The following is a 21387-nucleotide window of genomic DNA, read 5'->3' as shown; positions in this document are numbered from 1 at the left end:
CATGCCTGTCGACCGCCTGCTGCCGTCCGAGGAGGCGGCTGACCTCATCACTCTTGTCCGCGACATTGCCGACAAGGTGTTGACGCCAATCGTCGACGCCCACGAGAAAGCGGAATCATATCCCGAGGGCGTATTCGGCCAACTCGGCGCGGCCGGGTTGCTGAGCCTGCCGCAGCCCGAGGAGTGGGGCGGCGGCGGTCAGCCGTTCGAGGTGTACCTGCAGGTCCTCGAGGAGATCACCGCCCGCTGGGCCGCCGTCGCGGTGGCCGTCAGCGTGCACAGCCTGCGTGCCATCCGCTGTTGACGTTCGGCACCGACGACCAGAAACAGCGCTGGTTGCCGGGCATGCTGTCGGGTGCGCAGATCGGCGCGTACAGCCTGTCGGAGCCGCAGGCCGGCTCCGACGCGGCGGCGTTGCGCTGCGCGGCCAAACCCGTCGACGGGGGCTACGTGATCAACGGATCGAAGTCGTGGATCACCCACGGTGGCCGGGCCGACTTCTATGTCTTGTTCGCTCGCACCGCACCCGGCTCAAGGGGCGTGTCCTGTTTTCTGGTTCCTGCTGGGCTCGAGGGTCTGACGTTCGGCAAACCCGAGGAGAAGATGGGCCTACATGCCGTGCCCACCACGTCGGCGTTCTACGACAACGCCCGCCTCGACGCCGACCGGCTGATCGGCGAGGAGGGCCAAGGCCTGCAAATTGCGTTCTCGGCCTTGGACTCCGGCCGGCTCGGCATCGCCGCTGTCGCGGTGGGTTTGGCGCAGGCGGCGCTGGACGAGGCATGCGCCTATGCCAACGAGCGAACGACGTTCGGGCGCAAGATCATCGACCATCAGGGCCTGGGCTTCGTGCTCGCGGACATGGCCGCCGCGGTGGCCAGCGCGCGGGCGACCTACCTCGATGCGGCCCGCAGACGCGACCAGGGCCGCCCGTATTCCACCCAGGCCAGCGTCGCCAAGCTGATCGCCACCGACACGGCGATGAAAGTCACCACGGACGCGGTGCAGGTGTTCGGTGGCGTCGGCTACACCCGCGACTACCGGGTCGAGCGGTACATGCGCGAAGCCAAGATCATGCAGATCTTCGAAGGCACCAACCAGATCCAGCGCCTGGTCATCGCCCGGGCGCTGAGCAGACGCTAGCCGCCGTCACTCCAACAGCTTGCGGCGCATCGCTTCGGCGACCGCGGCCGCCCGGTCGCCGACGCCCAGCTTGTCGTAGAGCCGCTGCACATGGGTCTTCACGGTCGACGGCGCCAGATACAGCTGCTTGGCGATCGCGGGAATGGTCAACCCGTCGGCGATCAGCCGAAGCACTTCCCGCTCGCGAGCGGTGAGCGTGGGCCCGGCCGGCTCGGCGCGGCGCCGGATCTCCGCGGCCAGGCCCTCCGCCAGTTCGGGCGGCACCACGTCGCGACCCTTCGCACAGTTGAGGACCGCGGCGAGAATCTGTGAGCGCGACGACTCCTTCGGCAAGAAGCCCGCCGCCCCTGCGGACAGCGCGTGGTAGACGATCGCGGACTCGTCATGGGCGGACAGCAGCAGCACCCGGGTGGGCAGTTCGTCGCGCCGCACCGCCGCCGCGACCTGGGTGCCGTCCATCTTGGGCATGCGGTAGTCCAGCAGCGCGACGTCGGGCTGGTGCTTCTTGATCAGATCGAATGCCGCTGCGCCGTCGTCGGCCTCCCCCACCACGTCCACTTCACCGCTCGTGGAAAGCGCACGCACCACACCCTCGCGGAACATCGGGTGGTCGTCGCCCACCACCAGCCGCACCTTGGGTGTCATGCGAAAAAGCTTGGCACAGCTATTGCAGCAGCCCTCGGCGCATTGCCTCCGCGACCGCTGCGCCGCGGTCGCTGACGTTGAGTTTCTCGTACAGCCGCTGGACGTGGGTCTTGACGGTCGACGGCGCGACGTAGAGCGTCCGCGCCATCACCGCGATGCTGGTGCCTTTGGCGATCATCTCCAGCACCTCGCGTTCGCGGGAGGTGAGCAATGCAGATGTGTCTTCGTTGCGCCGCCGGATCTCGGCGACCAGACCCGTGGCCAGTGCGGGCGCCAGCACATCGAGCCCTCTCGCGCAGTCGAGCACCGCGTTGACCATCTCGCTTCTGCTGCTCTCCTTCGCCAGAAAACCCGCGGCGCCTTGTTGCAGCCCGTGGTAGACGATCGGTGGGTCGTCGAATGCCGACACCAACAACACGCGGGTGGGCAGGTTTTCGCGTCGGACCGCCGCGGCGACCTGGGCGCCGTTGAGCACCGGCATCTGGAAGTCGAGCACGGCCACATCGGGTTCAAGGCTCCTGATGAGGTCCAGTGCCGACGAGCCGTCGGCGGCTTCGGCCACGACTTCCACGGCGCCGCTGGACACCAAGGCGCGCACGACGCCGTCTCGGTAGAGCGGGTGATCGTCGCCGACGATTACCCGTACCAACTCGTTCACCGGGGGGCAGCTGATCGTAGGATGCGGACAGTTTCCCACCGCCGTCGTCTCTGTCGCAAACGAATGTCTGAGACGGCCAGGAAATACTTTCGGCCCGTACTGCCGAGGCTGCTTATTCCACCAACCCGCGCCGCATGGCTTCCGCGACGGCCGACCCGCGGTCGCTGACGTTGAGCTTCTCGTACAAGCGCTGGATGTGTGTCTTGACCGTCGATGGCGCCAGGAACAGGTCCTCGGCGATACCGGCGATACTGCGTCCACGCGCGATCAGATCGAGCACCTCCCGCTCGCGGGAACTCAGCAGCATCTGCGGTTCGCCGCGCCGCCGGATTTCTCCCACCAGACCGCTGGCCAGGGCGGGCGTCAAGACGTTGAGGCCCTTCGCACAGTGCAGCACCGCGTTGACCATCTCCGTTCTGCTGGTTTCCTTTGCCAGAGACCCTGCCGCGCCCTGTTGCAGCGCGTGGTAGACGACGGGCGGCTCGTCGTACGCGGAAACGAGCAGCACGCGCGTGCGCAGCTGCTCACTTCTCACCGCCGAGGCAACCTGCGTACCGTCCAGGATGGGCATCCGGTAGCCCAGCACGGCGACGTCGGGCTCATGTAGCTTGATCAACTCGAGCGCCAATGCACCGTCACCCGCTTCAGCAACGACGTCCACGGCACCGCATGCTTCCAGCGCGCGCACCACACCATCGCGGTACAAGGGATGATCGTCAGCGACGACAACGCGCACCATCACTTGGCCAACGGTAGTAGCAAATCGTCCCCCCGGCAGTCCACCAATCGGCCACTACCGCCATCCTTTCGGTGGATGACGAGTACTCCTCTTGTGGAAAAGTCGACCGTTTGCGTTCAGCAAAAGCCCAGAAATCCATGGGGTCCTCTCGGAAAACGCCTGCTGGGCTGGTGGCGTCGTGCAGCAAATGCCGTGGCCGGAGAACCCGCGCAAAGCCCCGATCGACCAAAGGGCTAACCCGGATTCATCCTGTCCGTCAGCCGTTTGCCGACAGACAGGCTCGCGGCGATGCCGGAAGGTGAACACAACGATCTGGACCGGCAATGAGGCCGAGCCGGTACGGCTCGTCCCCGCCGCATTGCGGCCGAACGCGAAGGACCTAATGATGGTTGAGACTGCGGCGCCCCCACGAGGCGATCGACTCACCGCCGGCATACTCGGCGGACGCGAGGCCCGAGATCGGCCGGCGATCCCCGCCGACGGCAGATTGCGCTCGGCGGGCATCCTGCGTCACCAAACCGTCGGCCCGGATGCGCGTCCCGCCTCCGACCGTTGGCTCCCGTCCCATTCCGCACCGGAGCGCCCGCACGTCGATACGGGCGTTCTGATCGTCGACGACTGCATGCTGCACCTCGACTCCCTCGCGGGCAAGTTCGCCGAGAAATCGGGCGTCCCACCGGTTATCGCGTGGAACGTGTGGTCGATGCTCGCCGCCCTCGAAGAGTGCGAGCCCGCTGTCGTCCTTTTGAACATCGATACTCACGAAAGCGTCCAACTGCTGCGCCAGATTCTCGAGGTAGGGCAGAGCACACGGGTGATCGTGCTCGGAGTGTCCGAAGACGACGAAGCACAGATCGTGGCCTGCGCGGAGGCCGGTGCCGCCGGCTATCACCTGCGAACGGAGTCATTCGACGATCTTGTGGCGCTGATGCGCAGGGTTGCCGCCGGAGAGTCGTCGGTTTCGCCGCGAGTATCGGCGATACTGCTTCGCCGGCTGTCGGCGCTGGCCGCGAAGGGACAGCCGCTCGGCAAGCACACCGTCCTCACAGCGCGGGAAGCCGAAATTCTGCGCATGCTGGAAATGGGCCTGTCGAACCGGGACATCGCACATCGACTGTGCATCGCCGTCCACACGGTCAAGAACCACGTGCACAGCTTGTTGACCAAACTCGGCGTCAGCAGCCGCGCTGAGGCGGCTGCGCTGTCCCGCACCGACCGGCACCGCTCCGTTGCCGACCCTGTGGTGGCGTAGCCCCGCCTGCGCCACCTGTCCGTAACGGCCTTGACCCCGCCCGCGACCGCCGGTCCGGGGCCCGGCACCGAGTGGCCTATCGTTGGGCCGGACGGGTGCAGGTGAAGGGATGGCGATGGACTTCGCAATGTCGGCCAAGGCTCAGGACTATCACGACCGGTTGACGGCCTTCATGACCGAGTTCGTGTTTCCCGCCGAAGCCGAGTACGAGCGATTTCGCCTGGAGAAAGGGCCCGACGACCACACCGTGCCACCGGTCGTCGAGGATCTGAAGAAGCTCGCCCGCGAGCGGGGGCTGTGGAACCTGTTTTTGCCCTCGGTGTCCGGTCTGACGAACACCGACTACGCGCCGCTGGCGGAGATCACCGGCTGGAGCATGGAACTCGCCCCGGAGGTCACCAACTGCGCCGCCCCCGACACCGGCAACATGGAGACCCTGCACCTGTTCGCCACCGAACAACAGCGCAAACAGTGGCTGGAGCCGCTGCTGAACGGTGAGATCCGCAGCGCGTTCTCGATGACCGAGCCCGCGGTCGCCTCCAGCGATGCCCGCAACATCGAGACCTCCATCGTTCGCGACGGCAGCGACTACGTCATCAACGGGCGCAAGTGGTGGACGTCGGGCGCATCCGACCCACGCTGCAAGCTGCTGATCGTGATGGGCCGCACCACCCCCGACGCCGCAAGCCATCAACAGCAGTCCATGGTTCTCGTGCCCATCGACACGCCGGGCGTGCGGATCGTGCGCGACCTGCCCGTGTTCGGCTGGCACGACCAGCACGGTCACGCCGAAGTGAGCTACGACAACGTGCGGGTGCCGGTCGAGAACTTGCTCGGCGAGGAAGGATCCGGTTTCGCGATCGCGCAGGCGCGGCTGGGTCCGGGGCGTATCCATCACTGCATGCGGGCGCTTGGTGCCGCCGAGCGCGCGCTGGCGCTGATGGTGGACCGGGCCCGCAAGCGCGTGGCATTCGGCAAGCCACTCGCTGAGCAAGGCGTCGTCCGCGAATCGATTGCCAAGTCTCGCAACGAGATCGATCAAGCCAGGCTGCTGTGTCACAAGGCGGCGTGGACCATCGACCAGTACGGCAACAAGGCCGCGCACCTGTTGGTCAGCCAGATCAAGGCAGTCGCACCGAAAGTGGCTTGCGACGTCATCGACCGCGCGATCCAGGTGTACGGCGGCGCGGGTGTCAGCGACGACACGCCGCTGGCTCGCCTATACAGCTGGCACCGGGCGATGCGAATCTTCGACGGCCCGGACGAGGTGCACATGCGCACCGTAGCGCGCGCCGAAATCGGCCGTGAGAAGAGCGCGTTGGCAGCGGCGGTCACCTGAGGATGCCAGAGCTCAAGGGCGCCTGGAACTTTCGCGACGTAGCGGAGGCCACTGGCATTCGCCCGGGTCTGTTCTTCCGATCCAGTGAGCTCAGCGCGCTGGAAGACGACGGCCAGAAGGTCCTGCGACAGCTGGGGATCTTCGACGTCGCCGACCTGCGCTCGCCGCGAGAGGTAGAGCGCCGCGGTCCCGGCCGCGTACCCGACGACGTCGCGGTCCACCTGCTGCCGTTTCCGGATCTGGCCGAATCCCCGGATGGTGAGGCGCCGCACGAACATTCGTTCACCCGCATGCTCACCGAACCCCCGGGCGACGAGCCGTCGGAGGAGTCGGCGGTGCGCTACATGAGCGAGGAGTATCGCCGCTTCCCCACCCTTAGTGGCGCGAAAAGGGCTGTCCGCCAAGTGGTTTCGGTGCTGGCCAGCGGCCGCCCGGTGATCACCCATTGCTTCGCCGGCAAGGACCGCACCGGATTCACCGTCGCTGTCGTGCTCGAATCCATCGGCGTGGACCGCGACGCGGTGACCGCCGATTACCTGCGCAGCAACGACGCGGTACCCGAATTGCGGCAACGGATCCTCGACATGGTCCACGAACGTGCCGGCTCCGAGGTGACGCCCGAAGCGGCGATGTGGGCGGAAGCCAAGCTCACCGACGAAGTTCTCGGCGTGCGCGAAGAGTACCTGCACGCCGCCCGCAAGAGCATCTCCGAGACGTATGGTTCACTGCAGGGATTCCTGCGCGACGCGGGCGTCTCCCCGGCCGAGCTCGACGCGCTGCGGGCGGCGTTGCTCAGCTGACCAGGACGGCGAGAAGCCAGATCGCCGCGGCGACGAGCGCACCCGCCAATTCGATACCCATCGACAGAGCCACCGCTTTGACCGCGTGCACCGTCGACCGCCATGCCGCTCGGCCGTCGCGCCATCGGCCGATCTCCGCCAGATACACGCCGAGGACGAATCCCACCGCCAGCCCGACCACCGGAATCACAAAAAAGCCGATCACCCCGAGCAGTCCCCCGACAACCAGAGCCGTCGCCGGCACGTGCGCCCGGCGCATCCGGCGCGCGGGCCACAGGTACTTGACCGCGGTGGCCGCACCCACCACCAGCGTGACGATGGCCAATGTCACCCATGACACGACGGTGTGCTCGGCCACCGCCCACACCAGGATCGCGGCGTACACCAGCAGCAGGCCGGGCAGCAGCGGCACAACGATTCCGACGATCCCCACCGCGATGGCCAGCGCCAGCAGCAGCGTGCCTGTGGCATCCACCAAATCAGGTTAGACGCAGTCAAGCGCGAGCAGCTCTGACCGGAACGTGGTTTCCAGCCAGCGCAGCGTTCGGTGGATTCCTTGGGCTAGGTCTGTGGTGGGCGCCCAGCCCAGTTCAGCTGTGACACAGGGGTTTTGGGGCGACGTTCTCTCGGTGCCGACGGGCGGGGCGGGGGCGTCGTCGAGCACCGCGGAGATCGTCTCGCGCGCCTCGGTGACCGAAACATAGCGGCGTGTGCCGATCGGGTAGGTCCCAGCGGTCGTCGACGAGGCGGCACCTGCTCGCACGAAGGCGTCGACCACGTCGTCGATGTAGACGAAGTCGTGGGCGGTCACGCCGTCGCGGTACACGGTGAAGGGCTGGCCGGTGATCATGGCGCCGCACAGTGCCGCGATGACACCCGCGGCACCCTGCGGCTTCTGGCGAGGCCCGTAGACTTCGGCAAGCTCCAAGCAGATGGTCGCAAGTCCGTACTTGTCGCCGTAGGCGCGCACGTACAGGGCACCGGCGATCTTCGCCACCGCATGCGGCGAGAGCGGTTCACAATCACTTCCACCCGACGTGGCATACACGATGCGACGAATTCCGTTGTGCCGGCACGCTTCGCACAGGTTGATCGTGCCGAGGACGTTGTTGCGGGCATCGGATTGAGGATCACAGAACGATGCCGCGATGTCGGCTTGGGCGGCCAGGTGAGAGACGACGTTCGGATTGGTGCCGGCGACCAGATCGGTGAGTTCCGGCGCCTGCACGTCGCACTGGAAGAAGCTGAAGCGGTCGGGGTAGCGGAACGCATTGTCGAGTTTGGTGACGATGCCCGTGCTGAGATTGTCGATACCCACTACAAGGTGGCCGTCGGCCAGCAGCCGGTCGACCAACGACGAGCCGATGAATCCGGCCGCCCCCGTGACAAAGACCCTCATGATCGACCGCCCCTGGCTCGCCTATGGCCGCTGACCGCGGAATGGCTGGCCGCCAACCGACCCGGCGAATCCCGGTAGCACCAGATAACTATCGCGAACTTCGCAGTGGTTGCGCATGAACCGTTGGAGCGATCTTTGCGAACTAGTTCGGTCAGCCTGCCGGCTCGAGCACCAACTTGCCGAACACCCCGCCGTCGGCCAGCAGCTGCAGCGCCTCGGCGGCCTTGGACAAGGGATATCGGACCGGCGGCGGAGGCCGAAGCCCCGCTTGCACCAATCGGCTGACACCCCAGCCGAACAGCTGCTCGGCGCCGGGATGGGTGAGGAAGTACTCACCCCACCCGACCCCGAGCACACCGACGTTGCACATTAGCAGCCGGTTGACCTTGACCGTCGGGATGCGTCCTGCGGCAAAGCCGATCACCAGCAGCCGGCCCTCGGGCGCCAGCACGCGAACCGCGTCGTCGAACACGTCACCGCCGACCGGATCGACCACCACGTTCACGCCGCGGCCGCCGGTGTGTTCACGCACGGCCTGCGGCCACCCGTCGGTCAACGGCAGCACCACGTCGGCGCCCAGCGATCCGACGTAGCCGGCGGCCTCCGCGCGGTGGTACGCAGCGATCACGTTGGCGCCCAGAGCCTTCGCGATCTGGACCGCCGCTGTGCCCACGCCGCCCGCCGACCCCAGCACCAGCACCGTCTCCCCCGGCCGCAGCGCGCCACGCCGCGCCAGCGCGAAGTACATGGTGTGGTAGTTGCGCAGCAGCGCAACCGCTTCCGCGTCGTCGAGCGCCGCCGGCGTCGGGAACACGCTCTCCGGCGCAACGGCGATCCGCTCGGCGTAGCCGCCGTTCATGGTCACCGCCGCGACCCGGTCACCCGGCGTGAGGCTCGACCCCTCCGGAGCAGAGACCACCACACCTGCGACCTCCGCGCCCGGAATGAAGCCCGCAGGCGCCTTCATCTGGTACTCGCCGCGGATCACCAACAGGTCCGGATACAGCACACCGGCCGCCCGCACGTCGATGACCACCGCGCCGTCGACGTAGTCCGCGATGTCTTCGACGTCGCGGTAGACCAGCCCGGACGGACCCGAAAGCTCCTCGGCGACAACCGCTTTCACGCGATGCTAGCCAAGGGAGAAGTTGGCCTGCTTCGCCGCGGACAAATCGTCGATCTCGTTCCAGTGGGCGGCCACCTCGTCGACCGACGGCACGTGGTCGAACGTCACGCCGTCGTTGCCGAACAGCGCGACCCGCTGCACCTTGCCGCCGCCGACGATGTACACCGACGCGGTGTCGGGCACTTCTTCGGTCATCAGGTAGGCCACGATCGGCGCGACATACTCGGGCGTGAGCTTCTCGAACACCTCGGGCGGCAGGATGTCCTGCGTCATGCGGGTGGCCGCGATCGGCGCCACCGCATTGGTCTTGATGTTGTACTTCGCGCCCTCCTGGGCCAGCGTGTTGATCAGCCCGACCAGCCCCAGCTTCGCCGCGCTGTAGTTGGCCTGCCCGAAGTTGCCGAACAGCCCGCTGGTGGACGTCGCGACCACCACGCGGCCGAAGCTCTGCTCGCGAAAGTGCGGCCAGGCCGCCCGGATCACGTTGTAGCCGCCGTAGAGGTGCACTTTCAGCACCGCGTCCCAGTTCTCGAACGACATCTTGTGGAAGGTGCCGTCGCGCAGGATGCCGGCGTTGCTCACGACGCCGTCGATCTTGCCGAACTCGTCGAGCGCGGTCTTGATGATGTTCGCCGCACCGTCGGAGTCGGCGACGCTGTCATAGTTGGCAACCGCCCGGCCGCCGGCTTCTTTGATCTCGTTGACCACCTGATCGGCCATCGAGTGGCCGGCACCGGTGCCGTCACGCGCGCCGCCGAGGTCGTTGACCACGACGCTGGCGCCCTCCCGGGCGAGCGTCAGCGCGTACTCGCGGCCCAGCCCGCCTCCGGCTCCGGTGACGACGATGACCCGGTCCTGCACTCCTGGCATGAGTATCCTTTCGTAATAACGTGCGTCAGAACAGCTTTCGTGCGAGCTTCCACGCCTTCTCGGTGTACGGCGGGTAGATCATGGCCGTGAGGTCGGGGCGGGTGGGTTTGGTCATCACCGCCTTGCGGTGGCTGAATTCCTCGAAGCCGAACCTACCGTGGTACGCGCCCATTCCGGAGGGACCGACGCCGCCGAACGGCAGCTTGTTGGTGGCAAAGTGGAAGACCAGGTGGTTGACCAGCATGCCGCCCGCCGACACCTCCTTGATCACCCGCTCGCGCACCGCCTTGGCCTTGGTGAACAGGTAGGCGGCCAGTGGCTTGGGCCGCGAGTTCACGAATTCGATTGCCTCGTCGAGTGATTGGACGGTCAGCACCGGCAGGATCGGGCCGAAGATCTCGTCGGTCATCAGCGGCTCGGCCGGGTCGGGATCGACGACGACGGTCGGCTCGATGCGGCACGCAGCGGCGTCCGCGCCGCCGCCGACTGCGACCTTGCCCTTGGTGGCGGCCAGCGCAGTGGTCAGGCGGTCGAAGTGCCGTTGGTTCACGATCGGTTTGCCGCTCTCGCCGGCCTCGAATGTCATGACCGCGTCTTTGATCTTGTCGACGAGCTCGTCGCGGATCTTCGCGTCGGCGAGCACATAGTCGGGAGCGATGCAGATCTGCCCGGAGTTCAGCAGCTTGGTCCATGCGATCCGTTTGGCGGCCACGTCGAGGTCGGCGTCGGCCGACACGATCACCGGACTCTTGCCGCCCAGCTCCAGCGTGACCGGCGTCAGGTGCGGCGCCGCGCTCTCGTACACCTTGCGGCCGATCTCCGTGCCGCCGGTGAACAGCAGGTGATCGAAGCCTTGCGCGATGAGTTCCTGGCTCACCGAGCCGTCGCCCTCGATCACGGCGATCGCATCGTTGTCGAGGTATCGGGCCACCAGCTCGGCCATCAACCGCGATGAAGCGGGCGCCACCTCAGATGGCTTGAGCACCATGGTGTTTCCCGCCGCGATCGCGCCGACGGCAGGACCCAGCGTCAGCGCGAACGGGAAGTTCCACGCGCCGATGATCAGCACCGTGCCGTACGGTTCGTACTCGACCCAGCCGCGGCCGGGCAGCTGCGAGAGCTCCAGCAACCGGTACCGGCGCCGCATCCACTTGCGGACGTTCTTGGCGGCGTCCTTCGCTTCGCCGGCCACGCTGGCGACGTCGGCGAGCCAGGCCTCGAACGGTTTGCGGCCGAGGTCAGCGGCCAGCGCGTCGGCGATGGCGGGCTCGTTCTCGACCATCAGCTTCTCGAGCTGGCGTAGCTGGTCCTGACGCCACTGGACCGGACGGGTCCGACCGCTGGCGAAGGTGCGACGAAGCCGGGCGACGGTTTGGGGGATTTCGGAGCTGGGCGCTGCCGCTTGTTGCGCGGACGCGACGGATTCGGTGGTCATGCCCGGTCCTTCCTGGAAGGGATGAGCGCGATCCTAACCAACCGGTTGGCGACGTAGTTCGGCGCGGCAGGGCCGCTGCCCGCCGCTCTAGTTCTGTGCCGACGGGACCCGCTGGGCGGTGACGAACGTGGAGAACGTGTCGCCGTCGTTGATCGCGAGGTCGACGTGGCGACCGAGCCGGCGCTGAACGTCGTCGGACGCTTCGGCGGTTGCGGTCCAGCCGTGGCTGTCGAGCCACTGCGCGACGTCGGCGCGGTCGGGATCGTCGTATGTCAGGTCCGAGATGTCGGGGCCTTCCGGCATGCCTAGTTGCTCGCGCACCCGTTCGAAGCGCTCGCGCATCTGGGCACGCCGCTCGGGCGCGTGGCGGCCGGCCGTCTCGACCGCGATCCGGCTGCCCGGCGCCGACAACTCGGTGACCTGCTCGAAAAGCCGGTCCTGAGCGGCGGCGGGCAGATACATCAGCAGCCCCTCGGCCAGCCACGCGGTGGGCTTCGACGGGTCGAAGCCGGCGTCGCGCAACGCCGCCGGCCAGTCGTAGCGCAGGTCGACCGGCACCTCGTGGCGCGCCGCGGCCGGCTGGGCGCCGTGTGCCGCCAGCGTCGCGGACTTGTACTCGAGGACCTTGGGCTGATCGATCTCGAACACGACGGTGCCCGCCGGCCAGTCCAGCCGGTATGCGCGGGAATCCAGACCCGATGCCAGGATCACGATCTGGCGGATGCCGGCGCGCGACGCATCGGCGAAGAACTCGTCGAAGAAGTGTGTGCGCACCGCCTGATAGCTGCGCATGTGCTCGAAGACGGCGGCGACTTCCGGATCGGCTTCGGCGAGCTTGGCCGGCACCGAGTCGTCGAGCATGAACTCCCAGATGCCCGTACCGGCGCCGGCAACCAGCACCTCGGCGTACGGGTCGTTGATCAGCCGGTCGGGCCGGGCGGTCTCGGCGGCACGCGCGGCGGCGACCATCACCGCGGTGCTGCCCACGCTGGTGGCGATGTCCCAGGTGTCGTCGTCGGTGCGCAATGCGCTCATCGAACCTCTCCTGAATTGTCTTGTCTGAAGCGAGATCTACCCGTCAGAGCCGGGCGGTAAGCAGCGTGCTGGACACGCTGTCGTCGACTAGCTCCTCGGGGACCGGACGACCGAGCCGGGCCATTTCGTCGTGGCTGTCGACGACGTCGACCTGCCAGCCGTGCTCGGTCAGCCACTGCGCGGCGTCGGCGCGGTCGGGTTCCTGGTAGATCAACGCCTCGAAGTCGTTGTCCAAGCCCAGTTGCCGACGCAGCCGCGCGGTGCGTTCCCGCCAGGCGGCACTTTGCTCCTCGGTCTGCGACGTGTGCGGGCGGAACGCCTCGACCGCAATCTGGCTGCCCGGTGCACTGAGCGCTGACACGTTCTCGAACAGCCGGTCCGCGGCGTCGGCGGGAAGGTAGGGCAGGAGCCCTTCGGCGAGCCATGCGGTCGGCTGACCAGGCTCGAAGCCGGCCTCGATGAGTGCAGCAGGCCAGTCGTCACGCAGGTCGACGGGCACAGCGCAGCGGGTTGCGGTTGGCACCGCGCCGTGGGCGTCGAGGGTGTTCCCCTTGTAGGCGAGCACCTTGGGTTGGTCGATCTCGAACACTACGGTGTCAGACGGCCAGGTCAGCCGGTATGCCCGCGAGTCCAGGCCGGCCGCGAGGATCACGACCTGCCGGATGCCGTCGCGGGATGCGGCACCGAAGTACTCGTCGAAGTAGTGGGTCCGGACGGCCTGGTAGCTGCGCGACATCGATCGATCGCGCGACCGCGCTCGTCGTCGCCGTACATCGTCGCCGTCCCGGCGGCGAGTTCGGCCCACGCCGGGCCGGCGGCCGACACCAGAAGATAGGCGAACGGGTCGCGGATCAGCGGATCGGGTTGAGCCGTTTCTGCGGCCCGTGCTGCCGCGACACCCAGTGCAGTTGCGCCGACGCTCTCGGTGATGTCCCAGCTGTCGCCGGGCGCGCGTGCTGACGAGACGATGTCGGCGGGCGTCTGCAGCTCAGTCATTTGGTAGACATACTACACAATAAGTTAGGGAAGCTATGGGGTGTGTGGCCCAGATCACCGGCTACGAGGTGGGGTTCCAGCGCCAGAGCTTTCCGACGAGCAGCCATTTGAACTCGTCGGTGATCGTTTCCAATTCGTCGTGGCTGCCCACGAACCCGGAATAGAAGCCCAGGCCCCAGAACATGGCCACCATCATCTCGACGAGCGGGCCGACCGGGGTATCGGTGGTGAGCTCGCCACGTTCGATGGCGCCGGTGATCGCCCACGTCAGGAACTGCCGCGTACCGCGCAGCGCGTCGTGGTCGTCGCGACGAAGTTCCGGGTGGCGTTGCGACTCGAGCACCGACGTGACCAGGAACGCCGCCGCGGAGCGGTCTTCTGAATCCGCGCCCACGGCGGCACTGATGAAACTGTCGAGCTGACCGATCAACGTCGTCGCGTCGACCGCCTTTTTCATGCTTTCGACGACGATCATTTCGTTGGTCCGCTCGACCACTTCGCGGTAGAGCAGCTTTTTGCTCTTGAAATAGTGGTTGATTGCCGGACGCGTCAGGTCGGCACGGACCGCGATTTCCTGGAACGTCGCCGCGTCATAACCCAGTTCGCTGAAGACCTCTCGTGCTGCACGCACAATGCGGTCACGCGTATCGGCGGCTTTCGCCGCCGGGGGTCTGCCCGGCCCCCTGGATGCCTTCGGCACCCACGCATTCTCGCATACGGTCTTTTGCAGACTTCGCCGGTCGAGCATGGGATTTACCTTGCTGCCAATCCGATGCCGATGCGCAGGAAATTGCCAGAATCAGCTGGTTTTCTGTGCGGCGCCAGTTGCGTTTCGCTTGCCAGATCGCGACGCGCGGTGCGGCATCAGCGCGTTCGACGGGATCTCGCCGAACCGGCCTGCTTGATAGTCCTCGAGGGCTCGGATGATTTCGCTCTTCGAGTTCATCACGAACGGCCCGTAAGCGAACACCGGCTCGCGAATCGGCTTGCCACCCAGCAGCAGCACCTCCATTGCGGGCCGGTTGCCGTCCTGAGCTGGGGCCGCGGCGACGGTGATGCGGTCTCCAGCGCCGAGCACCGCCAGCTGACCCTGTCGGATCGGATGAGCGGCGGGCCCGACGGCGCCGCGGCCTGACAGCACGTACACCAGCGCGTTGAAGTCGTGGCTCCACGGCACGCTCAGCGCAGCACCCGGCTGGATGGTCGCGTGCGCCAGGGTGATCGGCGTGTATGTCGAGCCGGGACCGGCCTGGTCACCAATGTCGCCGGCGATGATGCGGACCAGCGCGCCTCCGTCATGCGACGCGACGAGCGCAACCTGATTGCCCTCGATGGCCTGGTATTTGGGCGATGCAAATTTCGCGGCTCGGGGCAGGTTCACCCACAACTGGACGCCATGGAATACGCCGCCGCTTTCGACGAGCTCGGCCGGGGGCGTCTCGATGTGCAAGATGCCCGACCCCGCCGTCATCCACTGCGTGGCCCCGTCGGTGATCAGACCGCCGCCGCCATGGCTGTCCTGGTGCGCGAACCTGCCGTCGATCATGTACGTCACGGTCTCGAAGCCGCGGTGTGGATGCCACGACGTGCCGCGTGGTTCGCCCGGCTGGTATTCCACCTCGCCCATCTGGTCCATGTGCACGAACGGGTCGAGCGCGGCGGCGGGCACACCGGCGAATGCGCGGACGACGGGAAAACCCTCGCCTTCGTAGCCGCGCGGCCCAGTGGTCAGCGATCGCACCGGCCGTTCCACGTCGCCGAGTTGGGCTGCCGGGATGCGCGGCAATGTCGGCAATGTCACGGTGTCTGCGGTAACTGCTGGCATGCCAGGCATAACCGGACTGCGGTCCGGCCTATTCCCCGACCTCTTCGCCTGTCAGCCGAGAACGTGCAACGCTGCCGCTCGCGCGGCTGTCGGATCGTCGGTGGCCAGCACGGCGTCGGCGACATCTCTGCACTGTTGCAGCGACACCGAGGCCAGCTTGGCGCCGACGCCCGCAACGGCCGCGGCGGCCGCCGACAACGACGTGACGCCCAGTCCTACCAGCACACAGGCCAACAGAGGGTCCGCCGCGGCTTCTCCGCACACTCCGACCGGCCTGCCCGCCCGCGCGCCTGCGCGCGCAGTGCCGGCCACCAGCGTGAGCACGGCCGGCTGCCACGGATCGGTGAGCGTCGCCAGTTCGGCCGACATCCGGTCCGCTGCCATCGTGTACTGGGCCAGGTCGTTGGTCCCGATCGACATGAAGTCCACGTGCCCCAGGATCTTGTCGGCCAACAGCGCGGCCGCGGGCACCTCGATCATCACCCCGGGCGTCAACCCGTAAGACCGCGCCAGCCCGGCGAACGATGCGGCCTCCTGCGCCGTGGCGATCATCGGCGCCATCACCCAGGGCGAGCAGCCGGTCTGCGCGCCGGCGGCCGCGATCGCCTCCAGCTGGCGTTCCAGCAAGCCAGGATTGCCGCGCCCGATCCGGAATCCGCGAACTCCCAGCGCCGGGTTGGCCTCCTCGGGGTGCCGGACGAACTTCAGGGGCTTGTCCGATCCGGCGTCCAGCGTGCGTATCACCACCTGGCGCCCGGAAAACGCTTGCAGCACTTCGGCGTAAACGGCGGTCTGCTCGGCCACCGAGGGCTCGCGGCCGCGGTTGAGGAAGCACAGCTCGGTGCGGAACAGGCCGACGCCTTCGGCGGGGGTCTGCCGCGCGGCGCGCGCGGCGGCGCCGTCCGCCACGTTGGCCAGCACCGCGACGGGATGTCCGTCGACAGTCGCGCCAGGGCCCGACCAATTGGCAAGGAGGTCCGCGTCGCGGCGGGCCTTCTCGACGGCCGCAGCGGCCACCGCCTCGTCCGGTGACAGCGTCACGGTGCCCAGGGTGCCGTCCACCAGAGCCATTGCCCCGGCAGCGACGTCGTCGAGGCCGTCGACCGCTACCACGCACGGAATGCCCAACTGCCGCGCGATGATCGCGGTGTGGCTGGTCGGACCGCCCAGTGTGGTGGCCAGCCCGACGATCAGCGACGGGTCGAGTCCGGCGGTGTCGACGGGCGCCAGGTCCTCGGCGCACAGAATGGACGGCTGCGCGGGCTGCGGCACGCCGGGTTCGGCGAGACCGGACAGCTCTGCGACCACGCGGTCGCGGATATCGCGCAGGTCGGTCACCCGCTCGGCCATCAGGCCGCCGATCTGGGTGAACAGGTCGACGAACTGCTCGACGGCCTGCACGGTGGCCCGCGCTGCCGGGGCGCCTGCGGCGATGCGCTTCTCGGCCGCGGCCAGCCACGCGCGGTCCTGGGCCAGCGCTGCGGTGGCCGCCAGCACCTCTGCCGCCGCGCCGCTGGCGCGCTGCGAGCGATCACGCAACCGGCGGGCCACGGCGGCCGCCGCAGCAGTGAACCGCTCGGTCTCGGCTTGCCGGTCGGCTTCGTCGACGTCGGGAAGCGCGTCGACGTCGTGCAGCACCGGCAGCCGCCCAGGTCGGATCACCGGCCCGTATGCGACTCCGCCCACCACCGGAACACCTCTCAGCACCGTGTGTGACGTGGGCGGCGACGAAGCGGTCATGTGAACCAGGTTACGAACACACCGTTGACAAGTCAACATAAACAGGCGTAAAACCACATATATCCAAATTGATCGCAGATGACTCCACAGGGATCGCAGGTGTATCCGGAAGAACGGCAGCAGGCCATCGCCTCGCTGGTGATGAGCAGGGGGCGGGCGTCCGTCGCCGACCTGGCCCAGGCCTACGACGTCACCACCGAAACCGTGCGTCGCGATCTCGCCGCGCTGGACCGCGCCGGCATCCTGCGCCGGGTCCACGGCGGCGCGGTCCCCGCCCGCGCCCTGCATGTGGTCGAGCCCGGCGTCGTGGAATGCGAAACCACCCGCGCAGGCCACAAGGACGCGATCGCGCGCGCCGCACTCGACTACCTGCCGGCCACCGGCGGCAGCGTGCTGCTCGACGCGGGCACCACCACCGGCCGGATCGCCGCGCAGCTGCCCACAGACCGCGAGTTCGTCGTCGTCACCAACTCCGTGCCCATCGCAGCCCGGCTGGCCGCCATGCCGTCGGTCACGCTGCAGTTACTCGGCGGCCGGGTCCGCGGCCTCACCCAGGCTGCGGTCGGGGAACCGACATTGCGGCTGCTGGACACGCTGCGCGTCGACGTCGCGTTCATCGGCACCAACGGCATCAGCGTCGAGCATGGCCTTTCCACCCCCGACAGTGACGAGGCGGCAGTCAAGCGGGCGATGGTCCGCGCCGCGAACTATGTCGTCGTGGTGGCCGACTCCTCGAAGATCGGCCGGGAAGACCTGATGAGCTTCGCGCCGATCGACCGCGTCGACGTGCTCGTCACCGACGCCGAGCTGTCCGACGCCGACCGCACCCGGTTTGTCGACCGGGGAGTCGAGGTCGTCGTCGCATGATCGTCACCGTCACCCCGAACCCCAGCATCGACCGGACCGTCCTGCTCGACTCGCCACTGGTCCGCGGCGCCGTGCACCGGGTGGCATCGGTAACGGTCGAAGCGGGTGGCAAGGGCGTCAACGTCGCGCGGACACTGACGCTGGCCGGTGTCGACGCGCTCGCAGTGCTGCCGGTCGCCGCCGGCGATCCTCTGCTGACAGCACTGGATTCAACCGGCCTGAGCTACCGCGCGATCCCCTGTTGCGCAGCAGTGCGGATGAACGTCACCGTGACCGAATTCGACGGCAGCACAACCAAACTCAACGAGCGCGGACCAACCCTGGACGCCGCGACAGTCGACGCGTTGACCGCAGCCGTCGTGCAGGCCGCCGAGCGGGCATCGTGGGTGGTGCTGTCCGGGTCGCTGCCGCCGGGCGTGCCGCCCGGCTGGTATGCCGATGTCGTGTCGCTGTTGGCGCCGCTGGACTGTCGCGTCGCCGTCGACACCTCCGACGAGCCGCTGGCCGCGTTGGCGTCCTCCTTCGAAAGTGCTGCACCAGATCTGGTGAAGCCGAACGCCGAAGAACTCGCGAGCATCACAGGTTCATCCGCTGCCGCAATGGAAAGCGCTGCAGCGCAAGGAAATCCAGAGCCTGTGGTCGCGGCTGCCCGCCAGATCGTCGACCGCGGGGGGTGCGCGGTGCTCGCGACTCTTGGCGCTGCCGGCGCTGTGCTGGTGGACCGGACCGGCGCCTGGGTGGCGGCCGCTCCCCCGATCGCCGTGCGCAGCACGGTGGGTGCCGGCGACGCCTCGCTCGCCGGTTATCTGTACGCCGACGCGGCCGGTGCCGACGCACCGGACCGGTTACGCACGGCCGTCGCCTATGGCAGCGCGGCCGCGTCGCTGCCCGGGTCTGCGTTGCCGGCGCCGCACGAAGTCGACGTCGACGCGGTGACCGTGCACCCGATCTCCCGTCAGCCCGTCAACTAGCACCGAAGGTAGCCCCATGCCCGAATCGATCATCAGCCCCGACCTGGTGTTGCTCGACGCCGACGCCGGCGCGGACAAGGAGGCGGTGATCGGCCGGCTCGCCCGCCAACTCGCCGACACCGGGCGAGCCACCGACGCTGACGGGCTGATCACCGCGATCATGGCCCGCGAGGCGCAGTCGGCGACCGGCTTGCCCGGCGGCATCGCGATCCCGCACGCCCGTTCGCCGCACGTGGGCACCGCGTCGATCGGCTTCGCGCGGTTGCAGCCCCCGGTCGACTTCGGCGCCCCCGACGGTCCGGCAGACCTCGTGTTCATGATCGCCGCGCCGGAGGCGGGCGGTTCGGAGCATATGAAGCTGCTGTCCAGCCTGGCGCGCGCGCTGGTGCGGCCCGACTTCGTCGAGTCGCTGCGCGGCGCATCGAGCCGCGACGACGTGGTGCGGCTCGTCGAGAGCGTGGTGAAGCCGACACCAGCTGCCCCGGCCGCACGAACCGAACAGCCTGCGGCACAACTCAAGTCGCTCGTCGCCGTGACGGCGTGCCCCACCGGCATCGCGCACACGTACATGGCCGCCGACGCGTTGGTCGCCGCCGCCAAGCGGGCCGGTGTGACGCTGTCGGTGGAGACGCAGGGCTCATCCGGCAGCACCCCGCTGTCGCCTCACACCATCGCCGACGCCGACGCAGTCATCTTCGCCACCGACGTCGGCGTCAAAGACCGTCAGCGGTTCGCCGGCAAGCCTGTCGTCGCCTCCGGCGTCAAGCGGGCGATCAACGAACCGGACCGGATGATCGCCGAAGCAGTTTCGGCCGCAGGTAACCCCGCCGCCGCACGGGTGCAGGCCGCCCCCGGTGACGCCACACCTGAAGCCGCTTCGGCGGGTGGTGTCGGGTGGGGCACCCGAACCCGGCAGATCTTGCTCACCGGCGTGAGTTACATGATTCCGTTCGTCGCCGCGGGCGGTCTGCTGATCGCGTTGGGCTTTCTGTTCGGCGGCTACGAGATCGCCAATACGCCAAGCGGCGCCACCGACGCGCTCGGCAACATCATCGCCAGAACCAACTCGCTGACCGATCTCCCCGACGGCGGCCTGCTCCAGTATCTGGGCGCTGTGCTCTTCGCGCTCGGCAAGCTGGCGTTCGCGTTTCTGGTACCCGCGCTCGCTGGCTACATCGCGTTCGCGATCGCCGACCGGCCGGGGCTGGCCCCTGGATTCACCGCGGGCGCGGTCGCAGTGTTCGTGGGCGCCGGGTTCATCGGCGGTATCGTCGGCGGGCTGATCGCCGGGTTCGTCGCGCTGTGGATCAGCAAAATCACTGTGCCGGAATGGTTTCGCGGCCTGATGCCGGTCGTGGTGATCCCGTTGTTCGCGACGATGATCGTCGGGCTGTCGATGTTCCTGCTTCTCGGCCGGCCGCTGGCGTGGGTCACCACAAGCCTGACCAACTGGCTCAACGGAATGTCTGGAACGTCGGTGATCATCCTCGGCATCATCCTCGGGCTGATGATGTGCTTCGACCTCGGCGGCCCGGTCAACAAGGCCGCATACGCGTTCGCGACCGCAGGGCTCAACGTCGCCGACCCGGCCACCCTGCGGATCATGGCGGCCGTGATGGCCGCGGGAATGGTGCCGCCACTTGCGATGGCACTGGCATCGACCGTGCGGCCTAAGTTGTTCACCGAACCGGAACGGGAAAACGGCAGGGCCGCATGGCTTCTCGGCGCGTCGTTCATCTCCGAGGGCGCAATCCCGTTCGCGGCGGCCGACCCGCTGCGGGTGATTCCGTCGATGATGGCCGGCGGAGCGGTCACCGGTGCCCTCGTGATGGCGTTCGACGTGACGCTCAAGGCACCGCACGGCGGCATCTTCGTGTTCTTCGCGATCGGCAACCTGGTCTGGTTCGTGGTCGCGCTGGCCGCCGGCACTGCTGTGGGTGGCGTCGCCGTGATCTTCGCCAAGCAGTTCATCGGCGCCAAACCGCAGCCGTCGGCGGCCGAACCCGCATTGGCCGCTGCCTGAATCCCCCTGCAAATCAAGGAGTATCGCTCATGTACACGAAGACCGTGATCGTCGGCTCAGCCATCGGCCTGCACGCCCGGCCAGCGGCGATCATCGCCGATGCCGCTGTGAAAGCCGGTGTGCCCGTGACGCTGGCCGTCGACGGCGGCGAACCCGTGGACGCGGGTTCGGCGCTGATGATCATGACGCTGGGCGCGGGCAACGGCGCGCAGGTGACCGTGGCATCCGACGACGAGCAGGCCGTGCAGACCGTCGCCGAGCTGGTGGCGCAGGACCTCGACGCCTGACGCTGTTTCATTGCGCTGGCGACGGGTATGCCGGTACCCACCGAGAGGAGATCGCCATGGGTGCCGCCGACAAAGTGCGCAACAAGATCGACCAATTCGCCGGCCGGGCGAAGGAAGCCCTCGGCCGCGCCAGCGGGGACCGCGACATGGAAACGCGCGGCCGCGGCCAGCAGTCGAAATCGCACCTGGAGGACGCCGGCGAGAAGATCAAAGACGCGTTCCGCCCGAAGCGTTAGC

General features: G+C 67.8%; 20 protein-coding genes and 2 pseudogenes. 9 read left to right on the top strand and 13 right to left on the bottom strand.

Annotated elements, in window-relative coordinates; all coding sequences use genetic code 11:
- Position 1: 1 nt before the first annotated feature.
- Positions 2–1143, top strand: a pseudogene (locus AC5Y39_RS00645) (acyl-CoA dehydrogenase family protein).
- A gap of 6 nt (positions 1144–1149) precedes the next feature.
- Here AC5Y39_RS00645 and AC5Y39_RS00640 read toward each other — a convergent pair.
- The 3 genes from AC5Y39_RS00640 to AC5Y39_RS00630 form a co-directional block, all read right to left on the bottom strand.
- Positions 1150–1788, bottom strand: coding sequence for a response regulator (locus tag AC5Y39_RS00640; protein WP_500015803.1), 639 nt, complete (start codon positions 1786–1788; stop codon positions 1150–1152).
- 19 nt (positions 1789–1807) lie between these two features.
- Positions 1808–2446, bottom strand: coding sequence for a response regulator (locus AC5Y39_RS00635; RefSeq protein ID WP_500015802.1), 639 nt, complete (start codon positions 2444–2446; stop codon positions 1808–1810).
- Positions 2447–2558: 112 nt separating this feature from the next.
- Positions 2559–3185 (bottom strand): response regulator, encoded by a 627-nt coding sequence (locus tag AC5Y39_RS00630; protein ID WP_500016108.1) that lies wholly within the window; start codon positions 3183–3185, stop codon positions 2559–2561.
- 385 nt (positions 3186–3570) lie between these two features.
- Here AC5Y39_RS00630 and AC5Y39_RS00625 point away from each other — a divergent pair, with 385 nt between their 5' ends.
- The 3 genes from AC5Y39_RS00625 (at position 3571) to AC5Y39_RS00615 (ending at position 6576) form a co-directional block, all read left to right on the top strand.
- Positions 3571–4437, top strand: coding sequence for a LuxR C-terminal-related transcriptional regulator (locus tag AC5Y39_RS00625; protein ID WP_500015801.1), 867 nt, complete (start codon positions 3571–3573; stop codon positions 4435–4437).
- Positions 4438–4564: 127 nt separating this feature from the next.
- On the top strand, positions 4565–5776 hold the full coding sequence (locus AC5Y39_RS00620) for an acyl-CoA dehydrogenase family protein (protein WP_500016107.1): 1212 nt from the start codon (positions 4565–4567) through the stop codon (positions 5774–5776).
- On the top strand, positions 5773–6576 hold the full coding sequence (locus AC5Y39_RS00615; RefSeq protein ID WP_500016106.1) for a tyrosine-protein phosphatase: 804 nt from the start codon (positions 5773–5775) through the stop codon (positions 6574–6576). Before AC5Y39_RS00620 ends, AC5Y39_RS00615 begins: the two co-directional genes overlap by 4 nt.
- On the opposite strand, the gene AC5Y39_RS00610 is transcribed toward AC5Y39_RS00615, so the two are convergent.
- From AC5Y39_RS00610 to AC5Y39_RS00565, 10 genes and pseudogenes are all read right to left on the bottom strand, one after another.
- Complete coding sequence (locus AC5Y39_RS00610) at positions 6569–7051, bottom strand: DUF456 domain-containing protein (protein WP_500015800.1); 483 nt, start codon at positions 7049–7051, stop codon at positions 6569–6571. The genes AC5Y39_RS00615 and AC5Y39_RS00610 overlap by 8 nt on opposite strands.
- Before the next feature lie 9 nt (positions 7052–7060).
- A complete protein-coding gene (locus AC5Y39_RS00605; RefSeq protein ID WP_500015799.1) occupies positions 7061–7975 on the bottom strand; it encodes an NAD-dependent epimerase/dehydratase family protein in 915 nt (304 codons plus the stop codon).
- A gap of 151 nt (positions 7976–8126) precedes the next feature.
- Positions 8127–9101 carry an NADPH:quinone oxidoreductase family protein gene (locus tag AC5Y39_RS00600; protein ID WP_500015798.1) on the bottom strand — a complete coding sequence of 325 codons (975 nt, stop codon included), beginning with the start codon at positions 9099–9101 and terminating at the stop codon, positions 8127–8129.
- Positions 9102–9107: 6 nt separating this feature from the next.
- Positions 9108–9971 carry an SDR family oxidoreductase gene (locus AC5Y39_RS00595; protein ID WP_500015797.1) on the bottom strand — a complete coding sequence of 288 codons (864 nt, stop codon included), beginning with the start codon at positions 9969–9971 and terminating at the stop codon, positions 9108–9110.
- 25 nt (positions 9972–9996) lie between these two features.
- Complete coding sequence (locus AC5Y39_RS00590) at positions 9997–11406, bottom strand: aldehyde dehydrogenase family protein (RefSeq protein ID WP_500015796.1); 1410 nt, start codon at positions 11404–11406, stop codon at positions 9997–9999.
- An 87-nt stretch (positions 11407–11493) separates the two neighbouring features.
- Positions 11494–12441 carry a class I SAM-dependent methyltransferase gene (locus tag AC5Y39_RS00585; RefSeq protein ID WP_500015795.1) on the bottom strand — a complete coding sequence of 316 codons (948 nt, stop codon included), beginning with the start codon at positions 12439–12441 and terminating at the stop codon, positions 11494–11496.
- 43 nt (positions 12442–12484) lie between these two features.
- Positions 12485–13437 (bottom strand): annotated as a pseudogene (locus AC5Y39_RS00580) (class I SAM-dependent methyltransferase).
- 61 nt (positions 13438–13498) lie between these two features.
- Entirely contained in the window at positions 13499–14137 is a 639-nt protein-coding gene (locus tag AC5Y39_RS00575; RefSeq protein ID WP_500015794.1) for a TetR/AcrR family transcriptional regulator, read from the bottom strand.
- A gap of 99 nt (positions 14138–14236) precedes the next feature.
- Positions 14237–15262, bottom strand: coding sequence for a pirin family protein (locus tag AC5Y39_RS00570; RefSeq protein WP_500015793.1), 1026 nt, complete (start codon positions 15260–15262; stop codon positions 14237–14239).
- Between the two features lie 51 nt (positions 15263–15313).
- Positions 15314–17002 carry a putative PEP-binding protein gene (locus AC5Y39_RS00565; RefSeq protein WP_500015792.1) on the bottom strand — a complete coding sequence of 563 codons (1689 nt, stop codon included), beginning with the start codon at positions 17000–17002 and terminating at the stop codon, positions 15314–15316.
- Between the two features lie 99 nt (positions 17003–17101).
- On the opposite strand from AC5Y39_RS00565, the gene AC5Y39_RS00560 reads away from it, so the two are divergent.
- From AC5Y39_RS00560 to AC5Y39_RS00540, 5 genes are read left to right on the top strand one after another with little or no spacing between them, the layout of a single operon-like run.
- Entirely contained in the window at positions 17102–17869 is a 768-nt protein-coding gene (locus AC5Y39_RS00560) for a DeoR/GlpR family DNA-binding transcription regulator (protein WP_500016105.1), read from the top strand.
- Positions 17866–18840 (top strand): 1-phosphofructokinase family hexose kinase, encoded by a 975-nt coding sequence (locus AC5Y39_RS00555; RefSeq protein ID WP_500015791.1) that lies wholly within the window; start codon positions 17866–17868, stop codon positions 18838–18840. Before AC5Y39_RS00560 ends, AC5Y39_RS00555 begins: the two co-directional genes overlap by 4 nt.
- Before the next feature lie 16 nt (positions 18841–18856).
- Complete coding sequence (locus tag AC5Y39_RS00550) at positions 18857–20863, top strand: PTS fructose transporter subunit IIABC (RefSeq protein WP_500015790.1); 2007 nt, start codon at positions 18857–18859, stop codon at positions 20861–20863.
- A 29-nt stretch (positions 20864–20892) separates the two neighbouring features.
- Positions 20893–21150 carry an HPr family phosphocarrier protein gene (locus AC5Y39_RS00545; protein WP_500015789.1) on the top strand — a complete coding sequence of 86 codons (258 nt, stop codon included), beginning with the start codon at positions 20893–20895 and terminating at the stop codon, positions 21148–21150.
- Positions 21151–21206: 56 nt separating this feature from the next.
- The gene (locus AC5Y39_RS00540) at positions 21207–21386 is read left to right on the top strand and encodes a CsbD family protein (protein WP_500015788.1); all 180 of its coding nucleotides are present in this window, start codon (positions 21207–21209) and stop codon (positions 21384–21386) included.
- Position 21387: the final 1 nt, after the last annotated feature.

This window comes from Mycobacterium sp. NGS39 (genome assembly GCF_059812765.1).
The sequence above is the reverse complement of the archived record's forward strand: the minus strand, read 5'-3'. Positions and strand labels throughout refer to the sequence as shown.

Bases quoted from the DNA above. Each gene is read 5' to 3' on its own strand.
- AC5Y39_RS00640 (WP_500015803.1), bottom strand. From the start codon at position 1,788: ATGACACCCAAGGTGCGGCTGGTGGTGGGCGACGACCACCCGATGTTC.
- AC5Y39_RS00630 (WP_500016108.1), bottom strand. From the start codon at position 3,185: ATGGTGCGCGTTGTCGTCGCTGACGATCATCCCTTGTACCGCGATGGT.
- AC5Y39_RS00625 (WP_500015801.1), top strand. From the start codon at position 3,571: ATGGTTGAGACTGCGGCGCCCCCACGAGGCGATCGACTCACCGCCGGC.
- AC5Y39_RS00620 (WP_500016107.1), top strand. From the start codon at position 4,565: ATGTCGGCCAAGGCTCAGGACTATCACGACCGGTTGACGGCCTTCATG.
- AC5Y39_RS00605 (WP_500015799.1), bottom strand. From the start codon at position 7,975: ATGAGGGTCTTTGTCACGGGGGCGGCCGGATTCATCGGCTCGTCGTTG.
- AC5Y39_RS00595 (WP_500015797.1), bottom strand. From the start codon at position 9,971: ATGCCAGGAGTGCAGGACCGGGTCATCGTCGTCACCGGAGCCGGAGGC.
- AC5Y39_RS00590 (WP_500015796.1), bottom strand. From the start codon at position 11,406: ATGACCACCGAATCCGTCGCGTCCGCGCAACAAGCGGCAGCGCCCAGC.
- AC5Y39_RS00585 (WP_500015795.1), bottom strand. From the start codon at position 12,441: ATGAGCGCATTGCGCACCGACGACGACACCTGGGACATCGCCACCAGC.
- AC5Y39_RS00570 (WP_500015793.1), bottom strand. From the start codon at position 15,262: ATGCCAGCAGTTACCGCAGACACCGTGACATTGCCGACATTGCCGCGC.
- AC5Y39_RS00565 (WP_500015792.1), bottom strand. From the start codon at position 17,002: ATGACCGCTTCGTCGCCGCCCACGTCACACACGGTGCTGAGAGGTGTT.
- AC5Y39_RS00555 (WP_500015791.1), top strand. From the start codon at position 17,866: ATGATCGTCACCGTCACCCCGAACCCCAGCATCGACCGGACCGTCCTG.
- AC5Y39_RS00550 (WP_500015790.1), top strand. From the start codon at position 18,857: ATGCCCGAATCGATCATCAGCCCCGACCTGGTGTTGCTCGACGCCGAC.
- AC5Y39_RS00545 (WP_500015789.1), top strand. From the start codon at position 20,893: ATGTACACGAAGACCGTGATCGTCGGCTCAGCCATCGGCCTGCACGCC.
- AC5Y39_RS00540 (WP_500015788.1), top strand. From the start codon at position 21,207: ATGGGTGCCGCCGACAAAGTGCGCAACAAGATCGACCAATTCGCCGGC.